Raw genomic sequence first — 26,413 nt, forward strand, 5'->3', positions numbered from 1 at the left:
ATAAAACCAGGTCATAACGCGACCTGGTTTACTCTGATTGCTTCGATCTTTGAGGTTGTCCCTTTTTACTATTACGCTGCTTCACTTGAACAACTGGATCAAGCTCATTCGAAAACTCAGCGTTATGTCCATTTTGTGTTTTTTGCTCTGGATTATTTTGATCTGAACGTTTCGCCATTACATTCACTCCTTATTAGTGCGGTGTAATAATCATTTGATGTTGCAATTGGCGGATTGCCATACGTGCTCTATTTAACTGCTCACGTTGCTCATCATTCGCATGTTGTTGCATCGTTTGTAAATCGTTATATGCTTGCTCTAATTTCAACTGCGCATCCGAATACTCCATCGTATTGTAATGCTCTTGTCTCATACCTTGGTCTAATTGTTCTTTCGCATATTCCACCGCTTGTTCCGCTTGTGTAATATACGATTCAAGTGATTGACGCTCTGCCATAATTGTCCCTCCTTGCTTCAATTCCCCTTTAGTGTGTCCCTTCCATCTCAACCTTATGAGTATGTTATAATGGATTTTATTTGTTTCATTTTGACTCGTCTTAGGAGGGAAAGTAATGAAGGTTCAAAACCCTTTTCCATATACAAACGACAATAAACGTTATCATACATGGAATTACCACTTACGAAATGAATTTGGTGAAAAAATCTTTAAAGTTTCATTAGATGCTGGCTTCGATTGCCCGAACCGTGACGGTACAGTTGCTTACGGTGGCTGCACGTTTTGTAGTGCTGCTGGATCTGGTGACTTCGCTGGTGATCGCCGCGATGATGTTATAACGCAATACCATGAAATGAAAGAAAAAATGCGCTCAAAGTGGAAAGACGGAAAATGTATCGCTTATTTCCAGGCATACACAAATACACATGCTCCACTTGAAGTGTTAAAAGAAAAATTCGAACCGCTTCTAGCAGAAAAAGACGTTGTCGGTCTTTCTATCGCAACTCGTCCAGATTGCTTACCGGATGATGTCGTTGAATATTTAGCGGACTTAAATAAACGCACGTACCTTTGGGTTGAACTCGGACTACAAACTGTCCATGAACGTACTGCAAATCTTATTAATCGCGCTCACGATTATCCATCTTACGTTGAAGGCGTAAATAAATTACGCAAGCATGGCATTAGAGTTTGCTCTCATATTATTAACGGTCTTCCCCTTGAAGATTACGACATGATGATGGAAACAGCTCGTGAAGTAGCAAAGCTTGACGTACAAGGAATTAAAATTCATTTACTTCATTTATTAAAAGGAACGCCAATGGTGAAGCAATATGAAAAAGGGCAATTAGAATTCCTATCTCTTGAAGATTACGTAAGTCTCGTTGTTGACCAACTTGAAATTATTCCAGAAGACGTAATTGTGCACCGCATCACAGGTGACGGTCCACCTGATTTAATGATCGGCCCAATGTGGAGCTTAAATAAATGGGAAGTATTAAATTCCATCGATGCAGAATTTGTACGCCGCGGAAGCTGGCAAGGAAAATATGCAAATGAGGAGAAACAAAAATGAAATTAGAACGTGTATTACCGTTTGCACGCACACTGTTGCAAACGGCAGTAAAAGAAGGCGATTACGCTGTAGATGCAACACTCGGTAATGGACATGACACTTGCTTCCTAGCTGAAATCGTTGGAGATAACGGAAAAGTATTTGGATTTGATATTCAAAAAGAGGCGATTGAAAGCTCTACTGTCCGCCTAAAAGAAAAAGAACTTTTCGAACGCACTGTTTTAGTTCACGATAGTCACGATACGCTTTTATCTGTACTACCAGAAGATGCAAAAGGAAAAGTAACAGGCGCAATCTTCAACTTAGGTTACCTCCCAGGCGGGGACAAACATATCGTCACAAAACCGAACTCAACACTCTCGGCGATTGAACAACTATTAGAAGTAATGGCACCCGAAGGTATCATCGTCCTTGTCATTTACCACGGACATCCAGAAGGCCAAGTAGAACGTGACGCTGTTCTCAAATTTGCCGAAGAACTAGATCAAAAACAAGCTCACGTTTTGCGATACGGCTTCATTAACCAGCAAAATAACCCGCCATTTATTGTGGCGATTGAGAAGCGATAATATATCAACGATTTTTCAATTATATCTATCGTAACTCGGGATATATCAACGATTTTTTCGATATATCTATCATAACTTACAATATATCAACGATTTCTCGGATATATCGATTGTTCGACAAAACGTAACAAAAAAAGACGTGCACTCACTGCACGTCTTTTTCTTATTCTCCTATATAATGGATGTATACAATATTTGAAGAAAGAAGGATAGAACTTTGCTAGTAGAACTAAGGGGAATTCAAAAGAAGTATGGCAAATCACTTATACTAGACAACATCGATTTATCCATTCCAGAAGGAGAAGGAGAAGCACTTTATTTATTATCGCCTGGATTACAATCACGATTTTCCATACAGAAGACCCTGTACAAGAGCAAATCACTATTTCACACACAAATAATATTTCGGCATTATACGTTGGTAAATATATTACGGCTCTTCTCATTTGTACTGTGTTATCTTTTATATCCGTAATCTATCCAATTATTTTGCAAATGTTTAATGAAAAAATGACAGCTTCTTTATTTCTAGTCGGATTTCTCGCTCACATGTCTTTCTCTATACTAGGGATTTCAATCGCAACATTATTTACTAGAAATATTATTCAAAAAGCAAGCACCGCTTGGCTTAGCCTTACATTCATATTACTTATAACTATTGCCTCAATCCGTTTTAAAACAGAACTGCTGTGGTTTTTACCACCTGTCGAAAGCTTTTTAACGCTTGGGCAATACAAATATAATATACTTACTCACACCCTATGGCTCACAGCTTGGGCTATCGTATATTCATTTTTATTACTTACTTTATTTCTTTTTCTCATTCGCAAAAAACGTTTTTAATTACATACTATGGGTCACCATATCAAAAAAAGAAAATTGTACGTTTAGACAAAAATTAGCCGGTACCTTATACGTTAAGGTACCGGCTATTCATTTTATTGCTTTTTTACTGAGCTTTTTCCCATAATGGTCGTAAATTATTAAAATTTGTTTTTTGGTTTAAATTCCACACATAATCACCTATTAACGTAATATGTTCCCATCCAAATGGCGATATATGTTTTATTACTGCATAGCAACGATTTATATGTCGGAAAATTTAATGGGTGCATATAGAATCTAATTATTTATGATACGAGTTTTACAATATCGTAAAACTAAAACATTTGCTGTTCTCAAAAAGAAAAAACATGTTAAATTCTTACAAACAACTAAGAGAAGCAAAAGCATCGTTTGACAGCAGCCTCTTTGTTAGTGAATTAAAGGGATCAAAATTCGTTTACGGTATTGAGAAATTCAGCAGAAATTTCATGAAAGACTTTTGTAACATTTACGAAAGTCTTTTGAAAGACATTTAAACTAAAATGAACTTCCGAGCATTACATTTAGTTTAATAAGTAGGAAAAAACACAAATACAAAGCGAGGAATGACGTTATGAATGAAAAATACAAAAAAAGGATACCAAAAATCCTCCCTGTAGGAATTGCAATGGGGATTTTATTCAGCTCCGCTCCAGTAACAGAACATAAAGTGAAAGCAGATGTTGATACGGCCGCAACAATTATTACAACATTTGGAGAAATATATAATACGTTTCTTGCAGAGCCATTTGGGAAGTGGTTAGAGGAAGTCGATGCAAAATCCCTTTATAACCGTGGTCTTGAAAACAGTGCTTACATAGCTCCTACTTTTCAAAAAGGAGAGTTTGGTATTACTGTATTTGATTATTATAAAGATCAAAATTTCAGCAAGAAGGTTAAAATTGCTTATGCTGATGGGAAGGTTGAATATAAAACAATCAAGCATGGGCAACAACTTCGTATTAAGCAAGCTGGTACAATAGTAGACTTAACTCCTGATGAACCAGAATTATCTAAACATAATCTTTTGTATATTACACAAAAACAATTAGATGAAGGAAAGACAGGTGTTGCTCTTACAAACTGGCAAACCTTTTATCTAGAAAGTAGCAATGAAGGTCATTACACTAGTCTAGCAGATAAATTTGTAAGACAAGAATTCCCAGGTGCTTATACCAAAGGTGGTGTGCTTGATATTCGTTATAATTTTAGGGATCTTTTTAACCAACTACCAGAAGATAAGCGAAAATTAGGAACAGCTACTTCAGAGCCGGTAAGTAAAGATGTTCTTTGGAATTATCTCACAAGCGATTCTGAAGCTTTTGCAGATTTTCATGATCGATCAGTGAATCTGTTAGCAGATACGAAACTGATTCTAGAAACATTTATTGGAGTAGGAAATTCTGTATTAGACGATAAACCTTATCAAATTATCCCGACTAAAAAAGGAAGCAATAAAGTAGTTGTAAAAAAAGGTCCAGAGTATCTTTCAGGGAAAGAAGGAACTGAGCTTCAATATTCAGGTTCAATCGGGGCTGACGAAATATTAGAACTTGTCCCAATCGAAAATTCTGGTAGCAATGAACTTCAATTTGATTTGATAAACAAGAATGGAGCACGTTTGACATTTACTAACAACCGTGCTGAATTCACTACTGATAAGGAACGGCCATCTAACCTTCGTTTCACTGAAAAAACCAACAATGAACTTCATAATTGGTTAGTTGATTGGCATCCTAGTAAGGTAAATGAGACAAAGAAACACGAAGGAATGACATATGCCGGATTGGAGTTCAAACCTGATGAAAAAGATCCCTCTATATGGACTGCATACAATTCCGGAAAATTGATAACGAATAGTTGGATAGAGAGACAGGGAGATCATTATTATGCGGATTCTTCAGGAATTCTTTTAAAGGGCTGGCAAGAATTTGAGGGGAATACGTATTATTTTAGTCCAAGTTCTAATCACAGGGTCAAAGGATCTAACGGATCTGACGCATTCATTGACGGGAAGGTGTATAACTTCAACGATAACGGTGTTCTGCAGAAATCAGCATGGAATGATCTAGGATATTCCGATGCCTCAGGAGCGTTTATTGAAGAAGGCTTAAAAGAAATTGATAATAAAATTTATTATTTTAAAGAGACCTATGCTACTACAAATGAACTGCGTCTAGAAGATCAAGGGGTCATTCTTCACTTTTCTGACAAAGGTGTGCTTGAGAGAGCTACTGATCTGAATGGAAAAGCGCTAAATAGCATAACTTATGTTACTCTTGATGAGAAAACGTTAGTGTTTGAAAAAGATGGTTCAATTAGAAAAAACGGTGTTTCTAAAATCTTTTTACCTGGATTATTTGATAAAAAGGATCAACCCGTACTGGTTTATTACAACTTCGAAGAAGGGCCTGCCTTTACTGGTTGGAAAGAAATTGATGGTAAAAAATATCATTTCGTGGGTGGCAAACACTATACTTTCGATGGTCATGAACCTATTGACGGAAAAAGATATTATTTTAATCAGGACGGAGAAGCTAAGCTAACTGGGTTTGATAAAGTTAAGGGCAAGATATACTATTATGACGATAAAGGCGTCATGCAAACAGGATGGCAAGAAATCGATGGCAAGTGGTATTACTTCGATGAGTCTGGAGCAGCTAAAATAGGATGGTTCCAAGTTGGTGGCGGATACCACTTCCCTGATTACGGATACTTTACTTATTATGCTAAAGAGGATGGTTCTATTTATACAGATACCACGGTTGAAATTAATGGGAAAACCTATAATTTTGACAGCCATGGACACAAAGGCTATAAGTGATACAAAAAAGTATATTTAAAAGAAGCTCGTGACATTGCGATGGAAGAAATGAAACAACTTGCAGCACAAAAAGGAGCAAATGCAATCGTTGGTATCGATGTAGACTACGAAGTGGTTCGCGACGGAATGTTAATGGTTGCGGTAAGTAGTACGGCTGTACGTATGTAAATAGAAAAAAAACAGTACCTCTAATTCTTAGACATAACTAACAATTGGAGGTACTGTTTTTAATGGCCAAATATTCTTTGAACACTGGATGCATAAATAGTAGTTCTATCAACATTTAAAAAATCAGCAATCTCCTGTTTCGTTTTTCCCTGATCGAGTAACTCGAGTATCAAATCAGTTTTAGACTTATTGATTTTAGGCGTTCTCCCCAGTTTCCCTCCATTTTCTACATACTTCATACGTTCAGCCTGTGTTCTCCCAGTATATAGTTCCGTTCAATATTAGCAAATAAAGATAAAATTGTAGCACAATGCCAAACAATATACGGAGCAAAATATGATATAGACTTTCCTCATATGATGATTTACTCGTGCCCATTCCCCAAAAACTTTTAACTTTTTTCACAATTCTTTCAAAATATCCACACTTAATCTCGCTATATTAAATGAGTAATCTATTCATATAGGGAAGGTTAGGGGAACTGAAAGTATGAAAGTAAATCGTTCACTTCATTACATTTTTTGGCGTTGGCATTTTTATGCTGGTCTTTTTATTACGCCGCTTCTTATTACGTTGTCACTGAGCGGAATTGGGTATTTATTTCGGAAAGAGGTTGAAGATTTCATCTATAAAGATTTATATTTTGGGAAGAGTGCCCAAACAGAATCTATTTCGATGGCTGATTCGCTTTTATTAACAGAGAAAAAATATCCACATTACAGTGTGGCGAAAATTAGTGAGTTTAATGGGGATTATAATACACGCCTTACCATTGCAAATGAATATACTGGACAACAAAAATATGTGTATTTAGATAGCAATAATCAAATTGTCGGAGATCAAAACACAAGTGAAACGTTTGCCAATATAATGAGGGAATTACATAGTTCTCTTTTAGTTGGGGGCACTGTCGTTAACTATATTGTAGAACTTGCGGCATGCTGGACAATCTTTTTAATTGTGACTGGGTTGTATATGAGTATACGCCAATTCAAAAACACACCATCATCCAATAAGCGAGAAAAAGCAAAACGACGTCATTCTATTATCGGTATTATATTTACAATTCCTCTCGTTCTGCTAGTCGCATCTGGATTGCCGTGGTCAGGATTTATGGGTAACCAAATTTATAAAATCGCATCATCGAATGAATCAATCGGGTATCCTAAATTGTATATGGTACCGCCTGAATCGAAGGTAAAAGAATTACCGTGGGCAACAAGAAAAGAAGCTCCGCCTGAATCTAATTCAAGTGATCCAAAAGCAATTTCTGTCGATGAACTACAAAAAGGAATTGAAATAAAGAAGCCATATGTTATCTCTCTACCAACTGATCCGAAAGGTGTATTCACTGTTTCAAAATCGAGCGGTTCTGGTATTACAGGTATGCATGTCGCACCGAATGAAGAAATAACAGCTTACTTTGATCAATATAGCGGAGAACTCATTTCAAAAACAGACTATCGTGATTACGGATTATTTGCACAATGGTTCACTTACGGGATCCCGCTTCACGAAGGACATTTATTCGGATGGCCAAATAAAATATTATGCTTACTAACGACATTATCTTTATTACTTCTCATTTATTACGGAATAAAAATGTGGTTAGCAAGAAAGCCGAAAGGAAAATTAGCAGCACCCCCAAAACAAAGAGATAAGAAAAGTATATTCGTTTTCTTTATCATGATGGTTATACTAGGCGCTGTCATGCCTTTATTCGGGCTCTCTGTTTTAGTTATTTTTGCGATTGAACTTCTTATATACGTATTTTCAAAAATACGATTTTAATAAAAAAGCATTTGTACTACCTTGTACAAATGCTTTTTTATTTACTATTTTCTTTTTTTCTACCACTTATTAAAAAGAAAATATCTACTATAATAATCAATGCAATGATAACTTGAGCTACATAATCCATCGTTGTAGGACCGCCGGCTTTATTCATCATCATATACATTCCAGTTACAAATGAAATGGAAAGTAGCACGGGTAATGTTACTTCAATATGGTCATATAGCTTTTGAAACACACGCTTCATTTCCAATACCCCTTTACCATATTATAACAAAAACCACTCTATAAGAGTGGTTTTCTTCATCACTGCGCCATTTTCTTTCGGTACATCTTCCCGTTCCAGTAGAAGAATCGTGAAGTGAGACCTCCGTATTTTACGATTCGCCGTGCCATTTTGTGCATATTCTTTTGTGCTGATACTTTTTGGTCTGATAAATAAATACCAAGTAACCCTCGGCTTATGAGACGATGAAACTTCGCATGAGGCAAATCACCAATGCTCTTCTCTGCTTCTTCTACAAAATGTTTCATGCGATCTAATATAGCTTGCTCGTTTTCATAATAACTACAGAAATTCAAATCCCCGCCGGCGCGGTCTTCTTCTTGATCGATGAAATAATCAAGTAAAATGTGAAGTCCTTGTACATAAGGGAAATATCCTTGTCTAATTTTCGCAATATCTTCATCATGTAATTCATCATGGAATGCATATGCTACAAGACAGAAGATTCCAAGCGTAGAACCGGCACATGCTGAAAATTCAAACCAACTCATCTCAGGTAAGTTTTCTTTGTGCGCTTCAAACCATGTTTTCAGGCGTGGTTCTCTTTCTTCTAACTTCACGTGTTTATGAATTTGCAAATCACAATAATAACAAGCAAGTTCATGAAGAACAGGAGCGATTTTGTCATAATGCTTCGTTTTCTTTAAAACATCTTGGCACGTTTCAACAAGTTCATCTAAATAACCACCATCATCTTGATCATCACGATAACGATAATAATTACCGCCACCTTCTACTTCAGGTGATAATGCCATTAACATCGATTCATGCAGCGCGGCAAAATCATTTGGGTCAAGTGATGTACTGCGATCACATAAATTATCTAAGTAGTCACTAATCGTTTGATATGCGACGATAAAACGAATACATTCCTCTCGGTGTTCATTCGCTAATAGCGCTAAAATGCCACCGCCTTCGCAATGAAACGTTTTATGCTCAATACTTGCGATTGCCTGACTATGAAGCTCATCATTCGGAATATGGTAGGCACGCTCTTTCCACATCGCTAGCTCATGGTGTACAACCGGAAACACATCACGGTATACTTTCGCCATGAGCGTTATGGGATTACTCGGTACGTTCACTTCTTCCTTCATCTCCTCTATTCAATGTACAAATAATTTACTTATTTGTTTCTATTATGTTATGGATACGTATTTCAGTAAATGCCTGAATATAATTCAAAATTTCATCACGCTCATACTCATTTAATAACTCATGATAACAATTCGGCCATTCTTTATATGCCTTATCACTTATTTTAACATTATCAAACCAGGTGCGGACACGTGTTTTATCTACAAGTTTATCCTCACATGCTTGCATTAGCAAGAGTGGAACGTCTGGAAAATCACCTATTTTTTTATGAGCAATCTCGATAGACTTAATTAATTCACTATACCAACGTACTGATACTTTACGCAAGAACAATGAATCATTCTCCATCGCATCTCTCACTTCATGATTACGAGTTGACATTTCCACTGTAAGATTTGTTGCAAATTGCAATTTTGGAGCAACGATGTTTAATATTTTTGACGCCGCTCGAAGCGGAGCAGCAGGTGCAGCTAATACGCCTAAACATGGTGAACTTAGAACAATACCGTCTATATCCTCTCTCTTTGTTTCTTGCATCATACGAATGACGATAAGACCACCCATACTATGACCGAATAGAAAAATGGGTAACCGATACTTTCTTGCTTCTTTCACCCATACTTTAACTTCCTCTATGTATTCATCAAATGAAGCAATATGTCCTCTATTTCTTGAAGTCGTTCCATGTGACGGAAGGTCCCCCATCACGACATGATAGCCGATATGATTCCACATTTCCGCGATTGCTTCGTAACGTCCATGATACTCCATAGCACCGTGCACAATAACAACTACAGCTTTCGCTTCCTCTGCTTCATAATTCCACATACAGACCTCCTCCATTTCACTCTTTTTCATAATTTGATACACTTAAACTAGTCTCTAGGAAAGGAAGGCTTTACATGATATATCCTTATAAAGAAAAAAATCCGAAAATTGCGAGTAGTGCTTTTATCGCTGACTACGTTACCATTACAGGTGATGTGACAATTGGCGAGGAATCAAGTATTTGGTTTAATACAGTCATCCGTGGCGATGTATCACCAACGATAATCGGAGATCGCGTAAATGTACAAGATCAATGTACGCTTCACCAAAGCCCACAGTATCCTCTTATTTTAGAAGATGACGTTACAGTTGGGCATCAAGTTATTTTACATAGCTGTCACATTAAGAAAGATGCTTTAATTGGAATGGGCTCTATTATATTAGATGGTGCTGAAATTGGCGAAGGAGCTTTCATCGGTGCTGGAAGTCTCGTTTCACAAGGAAAGAAAATTCCACCAAATACGTTAGCGTTCGGTCGCCCCGCGAAAGTCATTCGTGAATTAACAGAAGAAGACCGTAAAGACATGGAGCGTATTCGCACACAATACGTTGAAAAAGGACAATATTATAAATCACTGCAAAAGTGATTTTATCGCTGCCATAAAACTGGCAGCTTTTTTCATGAAAAAATCTAACTTTTTCTTTACAAAACATTATTACTCCCTCAACAAAATCTTATTAAAATAAAAGCTAATATCTCCATATATATGTAAATGAGGGAGGAAAAAATTTCATGAAGGTCAGTGGATTATATAAAATAGAATGTTACATTTTTAAAGGAATTAACCGCTACTTTGATCAAAAAACATTAAATATCTTTTTCCGCAACATTACTCATATCGGTGGTGCTACTTTCTCCATTGCACTTACACTTCTCTTTTTAATTTTTGCAAAAGGGACTTTGCACCAAGCTGCAATTGCAACCGCTATTTCGTTAGCAATTAGCCATATTCCAGTGCAAATATTAAAAAGATGGTATCCACGAAAACGTCCTTATTTAACGATTCAAGATGCGAAATATCCAGTCCATCCATTAAAAGACCACTCTTTCCCGTCTGGTCATACAACAGCTGTTTTCTCGGTCTTCATTCCTTTTATTTGCTCTAATCCAAGCTTACTTGTTTTTCTATTACCGCTAGCACTATGCATCGGTATTTCTCGTATTTATTTAGGACTTCATTATCCGTCAGATGTATTCGTCGGTATGTGCCTCGGCACTTGCTCTGGCATTATCTCTTATTATCAATTCATCCCACTTTTCACATAAAGGAGCGATATGATGAGAGTCGCCATATTTACCGATACTTTTACACCACAAGTTAACGGGGTTGCGAAAACGTTAGAACGGTTAACACGATATTTTCAGAAAGAAAATATCGCCTACTCTGTTTTCGCCCCTCAGCATACGGCTGAAGATAATTTCGTAGCGAATGTGAACAAAATGAGAAGTATCCCGTTAACAATATTATATCCAGAATGTCGCTTTTCTTTTCCTACTCCGCGCATTAAGCGGGAACTTCTTGCTTTTAAACCTGATATGATTCACATTGCCACACCTTTCAACATGGGACTTTGTGGGTTATATTACGCAAAAAAGTTGAACATCCCGGTTGTCGGTTCTTATCATACTGATTTTGACGCCTATTTACGCTATTACAAAATCGAATTTCTCTCCAATATGCTTTGGAACTATTTAAAATGGTTTCATAGTCATATGCAAAAAAATTTCGTTCCATCCTCTGAAACATTACATCAATTAAAAAATAAAGGCTTTCAGGCCCTCTCTATATGGGGACGCGGGGTAGATTGCACAATCTTTCATCCATCTTACAATACAGACCTATTCCGAAAAAAATATAATATTACAGCGAAGTACATTCTTTCCTATGTTGGACGGATCGCTCCTGAAAAAGATATCGACACTCTTCAAACACTTATTCAAACGACAAACAAAGAACGTGACGATATTCATTGGCTCATCGCTGGAGATGGTCCTCTAGCACCAAATTTACGTGAAGCTGTTCCGCAAACAAATGTAACCTTTACTGGATATTTACAAGGTGAGCATTTAGCTGAAGCCTATGCTTCTTCTGATCTAATGGTATTTCCATCTGCTACTGAAACATTCGGAAATGTTGTACTTGAATCCCTTGCATGCGGCACACCTGTTATTGGTGCAAATAGTGGTGGGGTTAAAAATATTATTAAAGATGGAAAAACAGGTTTTCTTTGTGAACCTAAAAACAAGGACTCATTTTTATCATCTATTTATGAATTATTAAATAATGAAGAAACACGTAAACAAATGAGCCAAGATGCTCACTCTTATGCCGCTACACAAAGCTGGGATGAAATTTTCAATGATTTACTCATGCATTATGATGATGTGATTCAAAGTCGAAAAACGGAAATGCTGGCTTAAACTCAGCTTATGTATCATCAATTTACAAGTGAAACTCCTATATTGTACAAAATATAGGAAAAGAGATCACACTTCGAAGTGTGACCTCTTTTTATCTTGCGCTTTTATTTAGCGGTTCAGTTGGTACATAGATATAATGAATAAAATTCGAACTTATTTTTCTTCCCCTTTTGTCTGAGCCGCATCGAAAGTCCAGTTCAATTTCAATGTATCTCCTTGGAATACGTTTTGATCTTCTCCATTATCTTCAAATATAAATTTCACATAGAAAGTGTCATCCTTGCCTGGAGCAAGTCCGTTTCCTTCCCAGTTTACGACACCTTTTTCTACAAGATCAGGCAAGTTGCCATCAACAGTAGCTTGTTTCAATTCAGACAAAGTAGTTTCCCATACAGGAACTGTATTTTTGTCTATGTTCCATAAAAACTCCACTTTGACATGATCACCGAAATCAGCATTTCCATTATCACCTTTTGCATCTGTTACAGTGTAATCAGTAAGAAGATGAACGTCCTTAATTTTCAAAGTACCGCTGTTGATTAAGTGGAAATCACGTTCTATTTGATCACCTGGTTTGATTTTGTCAACATCGATGATAACTTGTGGATCAATGCTCAAATCTAACGTACCAGCCGCAAACGTGTTTTCTGATACTTCTTTATCACTAAAGTACGCAAACGTTCCGCCTCCGATTAAAGATAAACCAAGAGCTGCAGATGCAACACCCATACCAATTTTTTTCTTAAGACTCATTTTAATACTCCCCCTATTTTTATAATATTTAAACCACTCAAAAGCTGATAAGCCCATATGAAGTAAAAACGAATTGTTTCCTTATTTGATGCCTTTTAGATAGTCACTAAGTTCTTAATAAAGAACTTAGTGTTTTATTTAAGAGCGACTATCGATATTTGCAGAAGATGAAAATTTCCCTTCATTTATCAACAACCACTCCTAGGTCACCCTATTTTATTTCTTCGGTTCTAGACCGATCTGACGTAAGAAATCTGCCAAGCCTTTTTTACCGATTTTTTCCTTCGGCTTAACCACTTCTGGGACGCCGACTTCTTTTTGCAAGAAGTTTTTCTCAACGAACCGGACATCTGTCTCATCTACGACACCGTCTTGATTGATGTCTTGCGGCACGATAGATGCATCCTTCTTACCGTATACATCGACTACACTTTGTATATCGCGAATGTCAATCAATCTATCACCATTCACGTCCCCTGCACGACCTTTTAGGGAAGCAAAGTTAAAGTTTTGCCCACGCTGTTCACCGTTTACAAAATATCCCGGAATAAACTTTCTCATTGCTTTAAAATGTCCCGGAACCTCGGCAACAACTGTGAATACTTCATCAGAAGCCGGGAGACCCACTATACGGTATTCTCCTTTTTTATCAATGGTTCCCTTATATTTTTTACCGCTTGGAGACAGCGCATATACTTGGGCACCAATTTTTGTATAGTCTCCCTTTTTCAAATAACCGCCTTCTGTCAAAAAGGCTTCCGGTCCAATATAGCCTGACACACTTGAATGCTTCGTAATGATATTAACATTTTCCGTGTTGTAAAAAGGAATAGCAGTAGCTGCTGTTTGTCCCGCTTTCATATAAGATGCTTTCTTTACATCCATAAAGATATCGCCGAAATACCATTCATCATGTTCTACTTTGAACGTGACATCCAGGAACGGCATATCTCCGTCCATACCGCTGAATGCATTTCCTTTCATAGATGCGCCGACATTCACCGTGCTAAAGTAATCTCCTTCCGTCACTACAGGCTCTTGCAGTGATACTTCCAAGCCCTTTTCCTTCGCATACTCGTTTGCCGCATTGTTCAGCTTCACATTTTCAAACTTGAACAAATCTTTGATGAACTCTACCTGGAATTCCCCAGATACAAGCTGCTTTACATTATTCAAGCTCAGTGTCATTGTTACAGGATCGCCGACTTTTAAATCCTTCTTATCGTAACTAGAAGTCGTATACTCTGTACCTTCTTTCATGAAGATATAGTTTTGTCTACCAACTGCCGTTGCGATATCAAACGTAGTCAACTTCAAACTTAAAGGTTTTGTTGCAATGTCGCTTTCCTCAATACCGAATTTCACATCTCCGTTTGCTTGTATCGGGAAGAATCCACCTATAAATCCAGACTCTAAATAGTAAGCCATTGTATTGGAAGATTGATCATAGTTTAAGCCTTTCGATTGTAATACATCTATTGTGGAATCTTTAGCTGTTCCATGGAGCCATACCGCTTTTTGTCCATCCTCTACTGTAAACATGGAGTCGTTAATCTCGATTATACCTGGTTTTTTATCCATGTTTACTTCTGGTGCTGTATTATCCACGATCATCGGTTTGCCTACCACATATGATTTTCCTTCCTCATCATGCCCGATCATTTCAATTGTATAGTCTCCTTCTGGAAGTTTTACAGGGACATCTCCGATTGGCTTGGAAGGATCATTTGTAAATGGATAGACATAGCTATTGAATACTATTCCAGCATAATCTATATCTGTCATCATATTGCTGGCGTCTATCGTTCCAGTCAATCCTACAGCTTTCCCCGATTTACTGTCTTTGACAACGATATCGATTGTTTCCATTGGGCTATTCAACTTCATGAGTCCAAAGATGAATGGCCTCATGTATTGCCAGAAAGGCGTATTATTTGTTACTGATGGTCGTTCCGTTTCCATATAGGCAAATCCCTTTTCCGTCACCATGACGGCGAACGGAATTTGATACGTTTCGGCCGGATTGTTCGCATTCGTTACATGAATATATCCTTCGTATCTGCCTGCCGCGGCGCTAGAAGGAACCGTGATTTTCGGCTGTAGCTCCTGTGATTTTCCACTTGCTACTGTAAGAGATGCCGGCACCTCAACTTGTACACCGTTCTTCACCGCATCTTGAATACCTGTACGTTCGCCGTGATACTCTACTTCTACTTTAAATGATTTTTCTTCTTTGCCGTTGTTTTGGACATTTACTTTTTTGCTCGCTTCAATCGGTTTATCCCCTTGCCTAACATGTCTGCCAAACACGATAGAACCTGTTTGTTCATCAATTTCGACAACATTTCCATTCTCGACATTTTGTGTTTTGTCTAATACTTTAATGGATGTGTCCGTATGAACGGCTTCATACGCATCAATGCGCCCAGCACCCGCCTCGTATACGGAATAGTCCCCATTCAAATCATCAGATGTATTCATAAGAGCCGCTTTTACATCAAATGGTGTATATTCCGGATGCTCCTGCAGGATCAATGCTACTGTACCCGCTACGTGAGGAGTAGCCATAGAAGTACCAGACAAGCGTACATATGCATTGCTGTAATTTACGCCGTCCTGTGGATCATTAATATATTCCGGTGCAGTAGAGAAAACCGACACACCCGGAGCGACTACATCTGGCTTAATATCGTAGTTTCCTTCTACCGGTCCACGTGAACTAAAATCAGCTAAGTGATCGCCTTCCGTTTTTGTATTGCTCAGCGTTTCGAATTTGAAAGATACTTCACCTAGTCCTTTTAACCGTTCGCCATCCGCTTTTGACAGGCGGAAAGATGGAAGAAGACCTACCCCCTCACCTAAGTAGGCAGATATTTGTCCGTCAGCATTGTTATACACGATAACCGCTTCTGCTCCAGCTTTTTTAGCATTTTTAATTTTTTCATCAAACGTAATTTCCCCGCGCTGAATCAGCGCAATTTTTCCGTTTAAATCTTTACCTGTAAAATCAGCTTCTTTACCAAGTCCTGCAAATACAATTGGGAAAGATTGTCCTCCGAAATCTTCTAACTTATCAGGAAAATCTTTACCTAATAGCTGCATACCTTCAAATTTTTCGTTCGCAGCACTCCCGCTGAATGTAGGAATGGACATGGAAACATCGCTTGCCCCAACTGAAATACCAAGAGCTGCCGATCCCGGAGAACCGAGTGTTTTTTCGTTCGGTCCAGCGTTACCTGCGGCAACGACTGTTACTACACCTGAAAGCATGGCGTTATTTGTCGCAACAGAAGTGGCATATAATGGATCGTTCGTCTGCGCACCTAGTGACATATTGATAACATCCATACCATCTGCAATCGCTTTATCAATTCCTGCAAGAATTCCTTCTGTAGATCCTGCTCCCCAAGGGCCTAACACTCTGTAAGCATATAAATCTACTTCAGGTGCCACACCTTTCACAGCATAATCCGCGTTATTTTTCTTTTGAGCTGCAATCGTTCCCGCTACATGTGTACCATGATTTGTGTAATACGTATAACCAGGATATTGTGGCTTACCAGCTTTTATCCAATCCTCGTATGTCGTTTCCATCGGATCTGCATCGTTATCAACAAAATCATATCCGCCTTTATAGGCACCTTTTAAGTCAGGATGATTGTAGTCAACACCTGTATCAAGAACGCCGACTTTAACCCCTTTACCCATAATATTTTCTGCATGAAGCTTGTCCACGCCAATTTGCGGGATGCTGTCTGCCATTTTCGGATTGATTGTTTCCTTCGTTTCTACCAGCGGTTCCACTTTTACCTCGTAATCTTTATAAACACGTTTTACGACTCCAGATTGGATCAGCTCTTGCACTGCAACACCAGGTAGAGTCATCGCTACACCGTTGATTGCATTCTTATATTCGCGTGTGATTTCCACTTTTTTCGTATCATAAGTGCCAGCGTCCTTCTTCGATTTTAAAGATTCGACATGTTGCTTAAACACTTTATGTTCTTCATCCACTTTTGCTTGCGCAGTAGTAGCAGCGATTTTCTTTCCTTTCGCTGCTTGTTTCATCACTTCAATTTTTGCTGGAGCTTGATTAAATTCCACGATAACTTTGACTAGTTCAGGACTACTAGCATCAATATCAGGAGAAATTGTAAAGTTAGGATTTACATCTAATTGCTCTAAAGCCTTTCTTTGATCTGCCGACAGGTTCATCAAGATTTTCTCCACATTATCAACTGGATTCAGTTCAACCGGACTTTCTGCCAATACGTTATATGGAATACCTTGTGACAATAGCATGCCTACAGCTAATGTTCCTATAAGAAGCTTCCCTTTTTTTCTTCTCTTCATAGCGTGTCCTCTTTTCCTCATATAATTGTTTTACAAACAATCTGTGAAGCTAGTAAACTAAGATGCCATTCTGAAAATCAAACAAAAGAAGTAATCTTTAAAGCTATTGATCTCACTTTGTGTAAAGATATAGCGAATAAAATCTATCATTAGATTAAGCGAGAAATCATTAGTGGGGAATGAAGAAAGGCCCCACTAATGGAAGTTTCACTGCATTACTTTGATTTTGGCGCCAAACCGATCTGACGTAAGAAATCTGCCAGTCCTTTTTTACCGATTGTTTCTTTTGGTTTAACTACTTCTGGGACACCGACTTCTTTTTGCAAGAAGTTTTTCTCAATGAAGCGGACATCTGTCTCGTCTACGACACCGTCTTGGTTGAGATCTTGTGGCAAGATAGATGCATCTTTCTTGCCGTATGCTTCAACTACACTTTGCATATCGCGAATGTCAATCAATCTATCACCATTCACGTCCCCTGCAAGATTTTTCAGAGAAGAAGCACCGAATGTAAAATGTTGTCCGCGCATCTCACCGTTTACAGGATATCCAGGAATAAACTTCTTCATCGCTTTAAGATGTCCCGGAACATCTAAAACAACTGTGTATGCTTCAGTAGAAGCTGGGATACCGTTAATGACGTATCGTCCTTTATCATCAATTGTTCCCTGATATTTTTTCCCTTTTGGAGACATCGCATATATTTGAGCACCGACTTTTGTATAATCCACTTTTCTCAAATATTCATAGCTCCCATCCCGATTCAAAAATGCTTCCGGCCAGATAGAACCCTGTACTCTCGAATGCGTTGGAATGACTTTAAAGCTTTCCGTACTGAAATTGGGAATGGCAGTAGCTGCTGTTTGTCCTGCTTTCATATAAGACGCCTGCTTTACATCAAATTTAATATCATTATCGAAATCTGCATCACTTACTAATTTGAATGTTACATCAAGGAAAGGCATATCGCCGTCCATACCGCTAAATGCATTCCCTTTCATAGATGCGCCAACTTTCACCGTATTCTTGAAAGTTCCTTCTGTCGCCACAGGTTCTTGCAGTGATACTTCCAAGCCTTTTTCCTTCGCGTACTCGTTTGCCGCATTGTTCAGCTTCACATTCTCAAACTTGAAAAAATCTTTGCTGAATTCGACTTGGAATTCTCCAGATACAAGCTGCTTTACATTATTGAGGCTCAGTGTCATCGTAACTGTATCGTCAATTTTTACACCCTTCTTATCGTAACTAGAAGTCGTATATTCCGTACCTTCTTTCACAAAGACATATTTTTGTGTATCAACTGCCGTTGCAATATCAAACGTAGTCAACTTCAATTGTAACGGTTTTGTTGCAATATCACTTTCTTCAATTCCGAATTTTACATCTCCATTCGGTTGAATCGGAAAATACCCATCATCTATGAACATAGGGTTTACAGCGTAAGCCATGCTGTTGGAAGACTGATCATAGTTTAAACCTTTCGATTTCAATACATCTACTGTGGAATCTTTAGCTGTTCCATGCAGCCATACCGCTTTTTGTCCATCCTCTACTGTAAACATGGAATCATTAACCTCAATTACATCCGGTTTTTTATCCATGTTCACTTCTGGTGCTGTATTGTCCACAATAAGCGGATTGTCTACAACATATGATTTCCCTTCCTCATCGTGCCCAATCGTTTCCAGTATATAATCGCCTGCTGGAAGCTTCACAGGAAGATCGCTAATCGGCTTGGAAGGATCGTTTGTAAATGGATAGACAGTACCGCCGAATGCTCCCATAAGATAAGTTTCTACGTCTGTCAGTAATTTACTAGTATTCGCTGTTCCTACAAAACCTACAGCTTTCCCTGTTTTACTATCCTTAACAAGCACATCGATTGTTTGCATTGAGCTATTCATCTTCATTATTCCGTGAACCACAGGAGGGGCTAAATATAGCCAAAAAGGTGTATTATTTGTTACGGCTGGTGAAGTCGTTTTTAAATATTCAAATCCCTTTTCCGTCACCATGACAGCGAACGGGATTTGATACGTTTCGGCCGGATTGTTCGCATTCGTTACATGAATATATCCTTCGTATCTGCCTTTCGCTGCGCTAGCAGGAATCGTAATTTTCGGCTGTAGTTCCTGTGATTGTCCGCTTCCCACTGTAAGGGACGCCGGCACCTCAACTTGTATACCGTTCTTTACTGCATCTTGAATGCCTGTACGCTCACCGTGATACTCCACTTCTACTTTAAAGGATTTTTCGTCTTTACTATTGTTCTGGACAACTACCTTTTTGCTTGCTTCAATTGGTTTATCATCTTGCTTAACATGTCTGCCAAACACGATGGAACCTGTTTGTTCGTCAATATCGACAATCTTGCCGTTCTCGACATTTTGTGTTTTGTCTAATACTTTAATGGATGTGTCCGTATGGACGGCTTGATACGCATCGATGCGCCCAGCACCCACTTCATATACGGAATTCTTGCCATTCAAATCATCAGATGTATTCATAAGAGCCGCTTTTACATCGAAAGGAGTGTATTCTGGATGCTGCTGCAGAATCAATGCTACTGTACCCGCTACGTGAGGAGTAGCCATAGAAGTACCAGACAAGCGTACATATGCATTGCCGTAATTTATGCCGTCCTGCGGATCGTTAATATATTCCGGTGCAGTAGAGAAAACCGACACACCCGGAGCGACTACATCTGGCTTAATGTCATAATTTCCGTTTACCGGTCCGCGTGAGCTGAAATCAGCTAAGTGATCACCTTCCGTTTTTGTATTGCTCAATGTTTCGAATTTGAAAGATACTTCACCTAGTGCCTTTAACCGTTCACCATCTGCTTTTGACAGGCGGAAGGATGGAATAAGACCTACTCCTTCACCTAAGTAGGCAGATATTTGTCCGTCAGCATTGTTATACACGATAACCGCTTTCGCTCCAGCTTTTTTAGCATTTTTAATTTTTTCATCAAACGTAATTTCCCCGCGCTGAATCAGCGCAATTTTTCCGTTTAAATCTTTACCTGTAAAATCAGCTTCTTTACCAAGTCCTGCAAATACAATCGGGAAGGATTGTCCCCCAAGATCTTCTAACTTATCAGGAAAATCTTTACCTAATAGCTGCATACCTTCAAATTTTTCATTAGATGCACTCCCGCTGAATGTAGGAATAGACATGGCAGCATCACTTGCCCCTACTGAAATACCAAGAGCCGCCGTTCCAGGAGAACCGAGTGTTTTTTCGTTTGGTCCAGCGTTACCTGCGGCAACAACTGTCACCACACCTGAAAGCATGGCGTTATTTACTGCGACAGAAGTAGCATATAGCGGATCATTTTTCTGCGCACCTAGTGACATGTTGATGACATCCATACCATCCGCAATTGCTTTATCCATCCCAGCAAGGATTCCCGCTGTATTTCCTCCGCCCCATGGTCCTAGTACTCTATAAGCATATAAATCTACATCAGGTGCCACACCTTTTACAGCGTAATCTGTATTGTTTTTCTTTTGGGCTGCAATTGTTCCTGCTACATGTGTACCATGGTTTGTATAGTACACTAAGCCTGGATATTGTGGCTTACCAGCTTTTATCCAATCAGCGTAGGTCGTTTCCATTGGATCTGCATCGTTATCTACAAAATCATATCCGCCTTTATAAGCATCTTTTAAATCTGGATGATTATAGTCAACACCTGTATCAAGAACGCCGACTTTAATCCCTTTACCTGTAATGTTTTCTGCATGAAGCTTGTCCACACCAATTTGCGGAATACTGTCCGCCATTTTCGGATCAATTGTTTCTTTCGTTTCTACTGGAGGTTCCACTTTTACCTCATAGTCTTTAAAAACACGGTTTACTACTCCAGATTGGACCAACTCCTGCACAGCCACACCAGGTAAAGTCATCGCTACACCGTTGATTGCATTTTTATATTCGCGTGTGATTTCCATTTTTTTCGTATCGTAAGTGCCAACATCTTTCTTCGATTTTAAAGATTCGACATGTTGTTTGAACACTTTATGCTCTTCATCCACTTTTGCTTGCGCAGTAGTAGCAGCTATTTTCTTTCCTTTCGCCGCTTGTTTCATCACTTCAATTTTCGCCGGAGCCTGCTTGAATTCCACGATAACGTTAACTAATTTAGAACTATTCGTATCAATATCAGGTGAAATCGTAAAGTTAGGATTTGCATCCAATTGCTCTAAAGCCTTTCTTTGTTCTGCCGATAGGCCCTTCAGGACTGTCTCCACATTATCAACTGGCTTCAGTTCAGCCGGACTTTCTGCCAATACGTTATACGGAATACCCTGTGACAATAACATACCTACAGCTAACGTTCCTATAAGAAGCTTCCCTTTTTTTCTTCTCTTCATAGCTCATCCTCTTTTCTTCATATAATTGTTTTACAAACAATCCGTGAAACTAGTAAACTAAGATGCCATTCTGAAAATCAAACAAAAGAAGTAACCTTTAAAGCTATTGATCTTACTTTGTATAAAAATATAGTAGATACAATCTATCATTAGATTAAGTGAGAAATCATTAGTGAGGGATGAAGAAAATCCCCCACTAATAGAAGTTTCACTCTATTACTTTGATTTCGGTTCTAAACCAATCTGACGCAGGAAGTCTGCCAGACCTTTTTTACCGATTGTTTCTTTCGGCTTAACCACTTCTGGAACATCGACTTCTTTTTGCAAGAAGTTTTTCTCAATGAAGCGGACATCTGTCTCATCTACGACACCGTCTTGATTGAGATCTTGCGGCAAGATGGATGCATCCTTTTTACCGTATACATCAACTACACTTTGCATATCTCGAATATCAATCAATCTGTCACCATTCACATCTCCTGCAAGACCTTTAGTGCCTAATCTGAAATATTGCCCGCGCACCTCACCGTTTACAGAATATCCAGGAATAAATTTATTCATCGCTTTCAGATGTCCCGGAACATCGACAACAACTGTGTGTGCTTCAGTAGAAGCTGGGATACCATTAATCGTATATGCCCCTTTACTATCAATTGTTCCCTTATATTTTTTACCTTTTGGGGACAGCACATATACTTCGGCACCTATTTTTGTATAATCTCCTGATTTCAAAGAACCGCTTGCTGTCAAAAATGCTTCCGGCTTGATAGGACCCAGCACTCTCGAATGCGTTGGAATGATGTTAAAGCTCTCCGTATTTAAATAAGAAATGGCAGTAGCAGCTGTTTGTCCCGCTTTCATATAAGACGCCTGTGGTACATTAAATTTGGTAGCATTATTGTAATATGCATCACTTACTAATTTGAGCGTTACATCAAGGAAAGGCATATCACCGTCCATACCGTTAAATGCATTCCCTTTCATAGATGCGCCGACTTTCACCGTATTGGTGTTAGTTCCTTCTTTTACCACAGGTTCTTGCAGCGATACTTCCAAGCCTTTTTCCTTCGCGTACTCATTTACCGCATTGTTCAATTTCACATTCTCAAACTTATATAAATCGTTCATGAATTCCACCTGGAATTCCCCAGATACAAATTGCTTCACATTATTGAGACTAAGTGTCATCGTAACTGTATCGCCGACTCTTACGGCTTTCTTATCATAACTAGAAGTCGTATATTCCGTACCTTCTTTTACGAAGACATAGCTTTGCTTATTAAATGTCGTTGCAATATCAAACGTATTCAAAGTCAAATTTAGAGGTTTTTTTGCAATATCATTTGCCTCAATACCGAATTTCACATCTCCATTTGCTTGGATTGGGAAGCTTCCACCTACCATTCCAGAGTTTGCATAGTACTCCATGGTGTTGGATGATTGATCAACGTTCAAGCCTTTGGACTTCAATAGATCCACTGTCGCATCCTTAGCCGTTCCATGCACCCATACTGCTTTCTTTCCATCTTCTTCCGTAAACATGGAATCATTAACCTCAATTACACCCGGTTTTTTATCCATGTTCACTTCTGGTGCTGTATTGTCCAAAATAAGCGGATTATGTGCAACATATGATTTCCCGTCCTCATCGTGCCCAATCGTTTCCAGTATATAATCGCCTTCTGGAAGCTTCACAGGAATATCGCTAATCGGCTTGGAAGGATCATTTGTAAATGGATAGACAATACCATTGAATGCTCCTACAAGAAAAGTTTCTTTGTCCGTTTGCAACTTACTAGTGTTCGCTGTTCCTACAAAACCTACAGCTTTCCCTGTCTTACTGTCCTTAACAAGCACATCGATTGTTTGCATCGGACTATTCAACTTCATTATTCCGTGGACCGTAGTGTTTAAAAGATCCCAGAAAGGTGTATTATTCGTTACGGATGGTGTACTCGTTTTTATATATTCAAATCCCTTTTCCGTCACCATGACAGCGAATGGGATTTGATATGTTTCAGCCTGATTGTTCGCATTCGTTACATGAATATATCCTTCATATCTGCCTTTCGCTGCACTAGAAGGAATCGTAATTTTTGGCTGCAGCTCCTGCGATTGTCCGCTTGCCACTGTAAGAGATGCAGGCACCTCAACTTGTATTCCATTCTTCACTGCATCTTGAATGCCTGTACGTTCACCGTGATACTCTACTTCTACTTTAAAGGATTTTTCTTCTTTACCGTTGTTTTGGACATTTACTTTTTTGCTTGCTTCAATTGGTTTATCATCTTGCTTAAAATGTCTGCCAAACATAATAGAACCTGTTTGTTCGTCAATTTCAACAACATTTCCGTTCTCAATATTTTTTGTTTTGTCCAATACTTTGATAGATGTATCCGTATGAACAGCTTGATACGCATCAATGCGCCCCGCACCTACTTCGTATACGGAGTTCTGGCCATTCAAATCATCCGATGTATTCATAAGAGCCGCTTTTACATCGAAAGGTGTGTATTCTGGATGCTCCTGCAAAATCAATGCAGCTGTACCCGCTACGTGAGGAGACGCCATAGAAGTACCAGACAAGCGTACATATGCATTGCCATAATTTATACCGTCCTGCGGATCATTGAGGTATTCCGGTGCAGTAGAGAAAACCGACACACCAGGAGCGACTACATCCGGCTTAATGTCATAATTTCCGTTTACTGGTCCACGTGAGCTGAAATCAGCTAAGTGATCGCCTTCCGTTTTTGTATTGCCCAGCGTTTCAAATTTGAAAGATACTTCACCTAGCGCCTTTAACCGTTCTCCATCCGCTTTTGACAGACGGAAAGATGGAATAAGACCTACCCCCTCACCTAAGTAGGCAGATATTTGTCCGTCAACATTGTTATATACGATAACCGCTTTTGCTCCGGCTTTTTTAGCATTTTTAATTTTTTCATCAAACGTAATTTCTCCGCGCTGAATTAACGCAATTTTTCCGTTAAGATCTTTCCCCGTAAAATCAGCTGGTTTACCAAGTCCCGCAAATACAATTGGTAACGATTGTCCCTCTAAATCTTCTAACTTATCAGGAAAATCTTTACCTAATAGCTGCATATTTTCAAACTTTTCGTTAGATACACTCCCGCTGAATGTAGGAATAGACATGGCAGCATCACTTGCCCCTACTGAAATACCAAGAGCTGCCGTTCCCGGGGAACCTAGTGTTTTTTCGTTTGGCCCGGCGTTACCTGCAGCAACAACTGTCACCACACCTGAAAGCATGGCATTATTTACTGCAACAGAAGTGGCATATAACGGATCGTTTGTCTGCGCACCTAGCGACATGTTGATGACATCCATACCATCTGCAATCGCTTTATCGATTCCAGCAAGAATCCCCGCAGAATTCCCTCCGCCCCAAGGGCCTAATACTCTGTAAGAATATAGGTCAACTTCAGGTGCTACACCTTTTACAGCGTAATCTGCATTGTTTTTCTTTTGAGCTGCGATTGTCCCCGCTACATGTGTACCATGGTTTGTATAGTACACTAAGCCTGGATATTCTGGCTTACCAGCTTTTATCCAATCCTCGTAAGTCGTTTCCATCGGATCTGCATCGTTATCTACAAAATCATACCCACCTTTATAAGCATCTTTTAAGTCAGGATGATTGTAGTCCACACCTGTATCAAGAACGCCAACTTTAATTCCTTTACCCATAATATTTTCTGCATGAAGCTTGTCCACGCCAATTTGTGGAATGCTGTCCGCCATTTTCGGATCAACCGTTTCTTTCGTTTCTACCGGAGGTTCCACTTTTACTTCGTAATCTTTAAAGACGCGTTTTACGACTCCAGATTCGATCAACTCTTGCACAGCCACACCCGGTAACGTCATCGCTACGCCGTTGATTGCATTTTTATATTCGCGTGTAATTTCCACTTTTTTCATATCGTACGTGCTAGCATCCTTCTTCGATTTTAAAGATTCGACATGTTGCTTAAACACTTTATGTTCTTCATCCACTTTTGCTTGCGCAGTAGTAGCAGCTATTTTCTTCCCTTTCGCCGCTTGTTTCATCACTTCAATTTTTGCTGGAGCCTGATTGAACTCCACGATAACGTTAACTAATTCAGAACTATTAGAGTCAATATCAGGTGAAATCGTAAAATTAGGACTTACATCTAACTGTTCCAACGCCTTTCTTTGTTCTGAAGACAGATTCATTAGTACCTGTTCCGCATTATCAACTGGCTTCAGTTCAACCGCGCTTTCTGCCAATACATTATACGGAACACCTTGTGACAATAGCATACCAGCAACTAACGTTCCTGTAAGAACCCTCCCAAATTTCCCTCTCTTCATACAAGTTCCCCCATCTAAATTTATTTATATCTGTAGTTATTGCATAACATAAATTTCCGAAGCTATTAGGCTACAAATCTACTTTCTTATCTTATAAAATTAAAAGTTTTCTGAAAATTATCAAAAAGTAATATTTTTTTAGTTATTAGTTCTATACCGTATAGTACAAAAGAACTACCCCGCACTT

Annotated in this window: 17 protein-coding genes and 4 pseudogenes; 11 read left to right on the forward strand and 10 right to left on the reverse strand. The window is 38.8% G+C overall.

The annotated features are described in order from the left end of the window. Positions 1–28: 28 nt before the first annotated feature. Positions 29–178 (reverse strand): hypothetical protein, encoded by a 150-nt coding sequence (locus COC96_RS13685; protein WP_001129345.1) that lies wholly within the window; start codon positions 176–178, stop codon positions 29–31. A 15-nt stretch (positions 179–193) separates the two neighbouring features. Further along, complete coding sequence (locus tag COC96_RS13690; protein ID WP_000840868.1) at positions 194–457, reverse strand: YtzC family protein; 264 nt, start codon at positions 455–457, stop codon at positions 194–196. A gap of 115 nt (positions 458–572) precedes the next feature. On the opposite strand from COC96_RS13690, the gene COC96_RS13695 reads away from it, so the two are divergent. The 6 genes and pseudogenes from COC96_RS13695 to COC96_RS13720 form a co-directional block, all read left to right on the forward strand. After that, positions 573–1,532, forward strand: a complete 960-nt coding sequence (locus COC96_RS13695) for a TIGR01212 family radical SAM protein (protein WP_000868033.1) — start codon at positions 573–575, stop codon at positions 1,530–1,532. After that, positions 1,529–2,101: a class I SAM-dependent methyltransferase gene (locus tag COC96_RS13700; protein WP_098269389.1), complete on the forward strand. Its 573-nt coding sequence runs from the start codon at positions 1,529–1,531 to the stop codon at positions 2,099–2,101. The genes COC96_RS13695 and COC96_RS13700 overlap by 4 nt, the downstream gene beginning before the upstream one ends. A 217-nt stretch (positions 2,102–2,318) precedes the next feature. After that, positions 2,319–2,417, forward strand: a pseudogene (locus COC96_RS13705) (ABC transporter ATP-binding protein); the annotation flags it as partial. Continuing rightward, positions 2,414–2,944 (forward strand): annotated as a pseudogene (locus COC96_RS13710) (ABC transporter permease); the annotation flags it as partial. The pseudogenes COC96_RS13705 and COC96_RS13710, both read left to right, overlap by 4 nt. Positions 2,945–3,539: 595 nt before the next feature. Further along, entirely contained in the window at positions 3,540–5,789 is a 2,250-nt protein-coding gene (locus COC96_RS13715) for an N-acetylmuramoyl-L-alanine amidase family protein (protein ID WP_098269390.1), read from the forward strand. 15 nt (positions 5,790–5,804) lie between these two features. Further along, a pseudogene (locus COC96_RS13720) lies at positions 5,805–5,957 on the forward strand (heavy metal-binding domain-containing protein); the annotation flags it as partial. Positions 5,958–6,016: 59 nt separating this feature from the next. Here COC96_RS13720 and COC96_RS28515 read toward each other — a convergent pair. Next, positions 6,017–6,196, reverse strand: a complete 180-nt coding sequence (locus tag COC96_RS28515; RefSeq protein WP_255287920.1) for a helix-turn-helix domain-containing protein — start codon at positions 6,194–6,196, stop codon at positions 6,017–6,019. A 39-nt stretch (positions 6,197–6,235) separates the two neighbouring features. Between COC96_RS28515 and COC96_RS28520 the strand changes: the two are divergent. After that, positions 6,236–6,340 (forward strand): annotated as a pseudogene (locus COC96_RS28520) (hypothetical protein); the annotation flags it as partial. 106 nt (positions 6,341–6,446) lie between these two features. Next, the gene (locus COC96_RS13730; protein ID WP_098269391.1) at positions 6,447–7,748 is read left to right on the forward strand and encodes a PepSY-associated TM helix domain-containing protein; all 1,302 of its coding nucleotides are present in this window, start codon (positions 6,447–6,449) and stop codon (positions 7,746–7,748) included. A gap of 37 nt (positions 7,749–7,785) precedes the next feature. Here the strand turns inward: COC96_RS13730 and COC96_RS13735 are convergent, their stop codons facing one another. Genes COC96_RS13735 through COC96_RS13745 form a run of 3 tightly spaced genes read right to left on the reverse strand, consistent with a single transcriptional unit; the run spans position 7,786 to position 9,963 of the window. Continuing rightward, positions 7,786–7,998, reverse strand: coding sequence for a hypothetical protein (locus COC96_RS13735; RefSeq protein WP_098269392.1), 213 nt, complete (start codon positions 7,996–7,998; stop codon positions 7,786–7,788). Positions 7,999–8,057: 59 nt separating this feature from the next. After that, complete coding sequence (locus COC96_RS13740) at positions 8,058–9,122, reverse strand: tetraprenyl-beta-curcumene synthase family protein (protein WP_063537765.1); 1,065 nt, start codon at positions 9,120–9,122, stop codon at positions 8,058–8,060. A gap of 37 nt (positions 9,123–9,159) precedes the next feature. Beyond that, entirely contained in the window at positions 9,160–9,963 is an 804-nt protein-coding gene (locus COC96_RS13745) for an alpha/beta hydrolase (RefSeq protein ID WP_098269393.1), read from the reverse strand. A 74-nt stretch (positions 9,964–10,037) separates the two neighbouring features. Between COC96_RS13745 and COC96_RS13750 the strand changes: the two genes are divergently transcribed. From COC96_RS13750 to COC96_RS13760, 3 genes are all read left to right on the forward strand, one after another. Further along, entirely contained in the window at positions 10,038–10,550 is a 513-nt protein-coding gene (locus tag COC96_RS13750) for a gamma carbonic anhydrase (protein WP_098269394.1), read from the forward strand. A gap of 146 nt (positions 10,551–10,696) precedes the next feature. After that, the gene (locus COC96_RS13755; RefSeq protein WP_098269395.1) at positions 10,697–11,230 is read left to right on the forward strand and encodes a phosphatase PAP2 family protein; all 534 of its coding nucleotides are present in this window, start codon (positions 10,697–10,699) and stop codon (positions 11,228–11,230) included. 12 nt (positions 11,231–11,242) lie between these two features. Further along, on the forward strand, positions 11,243–12,385 hold the full coding sequence (locus COC96_RS13760; protein WP_098269396.1) for a glycosyltransferase family 4 protein: 1,143 nt from the start codon (positions 11,243–11,245) through the stop codon (positions 12,383–12,385). A gap of 153 nt (positions 12,386–12,538) precedes the next feature. Here COC96_RS13760 and COC96_RS13765 read toward each other — a convergent pair whose 3' ends face one another. From COC96_RS13765 to COC96_RS13780, 4 genes are all read right to left on the reverse strand, one after another. Continuing rightward, a complete protein-coding gene (locus COC96_RS13765; protein ID WP_098269397.1) occupies positions 12,539–13,138 on the reverse strand; it encodes a TasA family protein in 600 nt (199 codons plus the stop codon). A 216-nt stretch (positions 13,139–13,354) separates the two neighbouring features. Continuing rightward, the gene (locus tag COC96_RS13770) at positions 13,355–17,491 is read right to left on the reverse strand and encodes a S8 family serine peptidase (protein WP_098269398.1); all 4,137 of its coding nucleotides are present in this window, start codon (positions 17,489–17,491) and stop codon (positions 13,355–13,357) included. A gap of 215 nt (positions 17,492–17,706) precedes the next feature. After that, on the reverse strand, positions 17,707–21,870 hold the full coding sequence (locus tag COC96_RS13775) for a S8 family serine peptidase (RefSeq protein WP_098768925.1): 4,164 nt from the start codon (positions 21,868–21,870) through the stop codon (positions 17,707–17,709). 216 nt (positions 21,871–22,086) lie between these two features. Beyond that, positions 22,087–26,226: a S8 family serine peptidase gene (locus COC96_RS13780; RefSeq protein ID WP_098269400.1), complete on the reverse strand. Its 4,140-nt coding sequence runs from the start codon at positions 26,224–26,226 to the stop codon at positions 22,087–22,089. Positions 26,227–26,413: the final 187 nt, after the last annotated feature.

This window comes from Bacillus cereus (assembly GCF_002577405.1).
Taxonomy (GTDB): domain Bacteria; phylum Bacillota; class Bacilli; order Bacillales; family Bacillaceae_G; genus Bacillus_A; species Bacillus_A cereus_AU.

Excerpts from the sequence above, each read along its gene's own strand:
- COC96_RS13745 (WP_098269393.1), bottom strand. The coding sequence starts at position 9,963 with ATGTGGAATTATGAAGCAGAGGAAGCGAAAGCTGTAGTTGTTATTGTG.
- COC96_RS13690 (WP_000840868.1), bottom strand. The coding sequence starts at position 457 with ATGGCAGAGCGTCAATCACTTGAATCGTATATTACACAAGCGGAACAA.
- COC96_RS13695 (WP_000868033.1), top strand. The coding sequence starts at position 573 with ATGAAGGTTCAAAACCCTTTTCCATATACAAACGACAATAAACGTTAT.
- COC96_RS28515 (WP_255287920.1), bottom strand. The coding sequence starts at position 6,196 with ATGAAGTATGTAGAAAATGGAGGGAAACTGGGGAGAACGCCTAAAATC.
- COC96_RS13765 (WP_098269397.1), bottom strand. The coding sequence starts at position 13,138 with ATGAGTCTTAAGAAAAAAATTGGTATGGGTGTTGCATCTGCAGCTCTT.
- COC96_RS13780 (WP_098269400.1), bottom strand. The coding sequence starts at position 26,226 with ATGAAGAGAGGGAAATTTGGGAGGGTTCTTACAGGAACGTTAGTTGCT.
- COC96_RS13715 (WP_098269390.1), top strand. The coding sequence starts at position 3,540 with ATGAATGAAAAATACAAAAAAAGGATACCAAAAATCCTCCCTGTAGGA.
- COC96_RS13735 (WP_098269392.1), bottom strand. The coding sequence starts at position 7,998 with ATGAAGCGTGTGTTTCAAAAGCTATATGACCATATTGAAGTAACATTA.
- COC96_RS13760 (WP_098269396.1), top strand. The coding sequence starts at position 11,243 with ATGAGAGTCGCCATATTTACCGATACTTTTACACCACAAGTTAACGGG.
- COC96_RS13685 (WP_001129345.1), bottom strand. The coding sequence starts at position 178 with ATGGCGAAACGTTCAGATCAAAATAATCCAGAGCAAAAAACACAAAAT.
- COC96_RS13775 (WP_098768925.1), bottom strand. The coding sequence starts at position 21,870 with ATGAAGAGAAGAAAAAAAGGGAAGCTTCTTATAGGAACGTTAGCTGTA.
- COC96_RS13755 (WP_098269395.1), top strand. The coding sequence starts at position 10,697 with ATGAAGGTCAGTGGATTATATAAAATAGAATGTTACATTTTTAAAGGA.
- COC96_RS13750 (WP_098269394.1), top strand. The coding sequence starts at position 10,038 with ATGATATATCCTTATAAAGAAAAAAATCCGAAAATTGCGAGTAGTGCT.
- COC96_RS13770 (WP_098269398.1), bottom strand. The coding sequence starts at position 17,491 with ATGAAGAGAAGAAAAAAAGGGAAGCTTCTTATAGGAACATTAGCTGTA.
- COC96_RS13730 (WP_098269391.1), top strand. The coding sequence starts at position 6,447 with ATGAAAGTAAATCGTTCACTTCATTACATTTTTTGGCGTTGGCATTTT.
- COC96_RS13700 (WP_098269389.1), top strand. The coding sequence starts at position 1,529 with ATGAAATTAGAACGTGTATTACCGTTTGCACGCACACTGTTGCAAACG.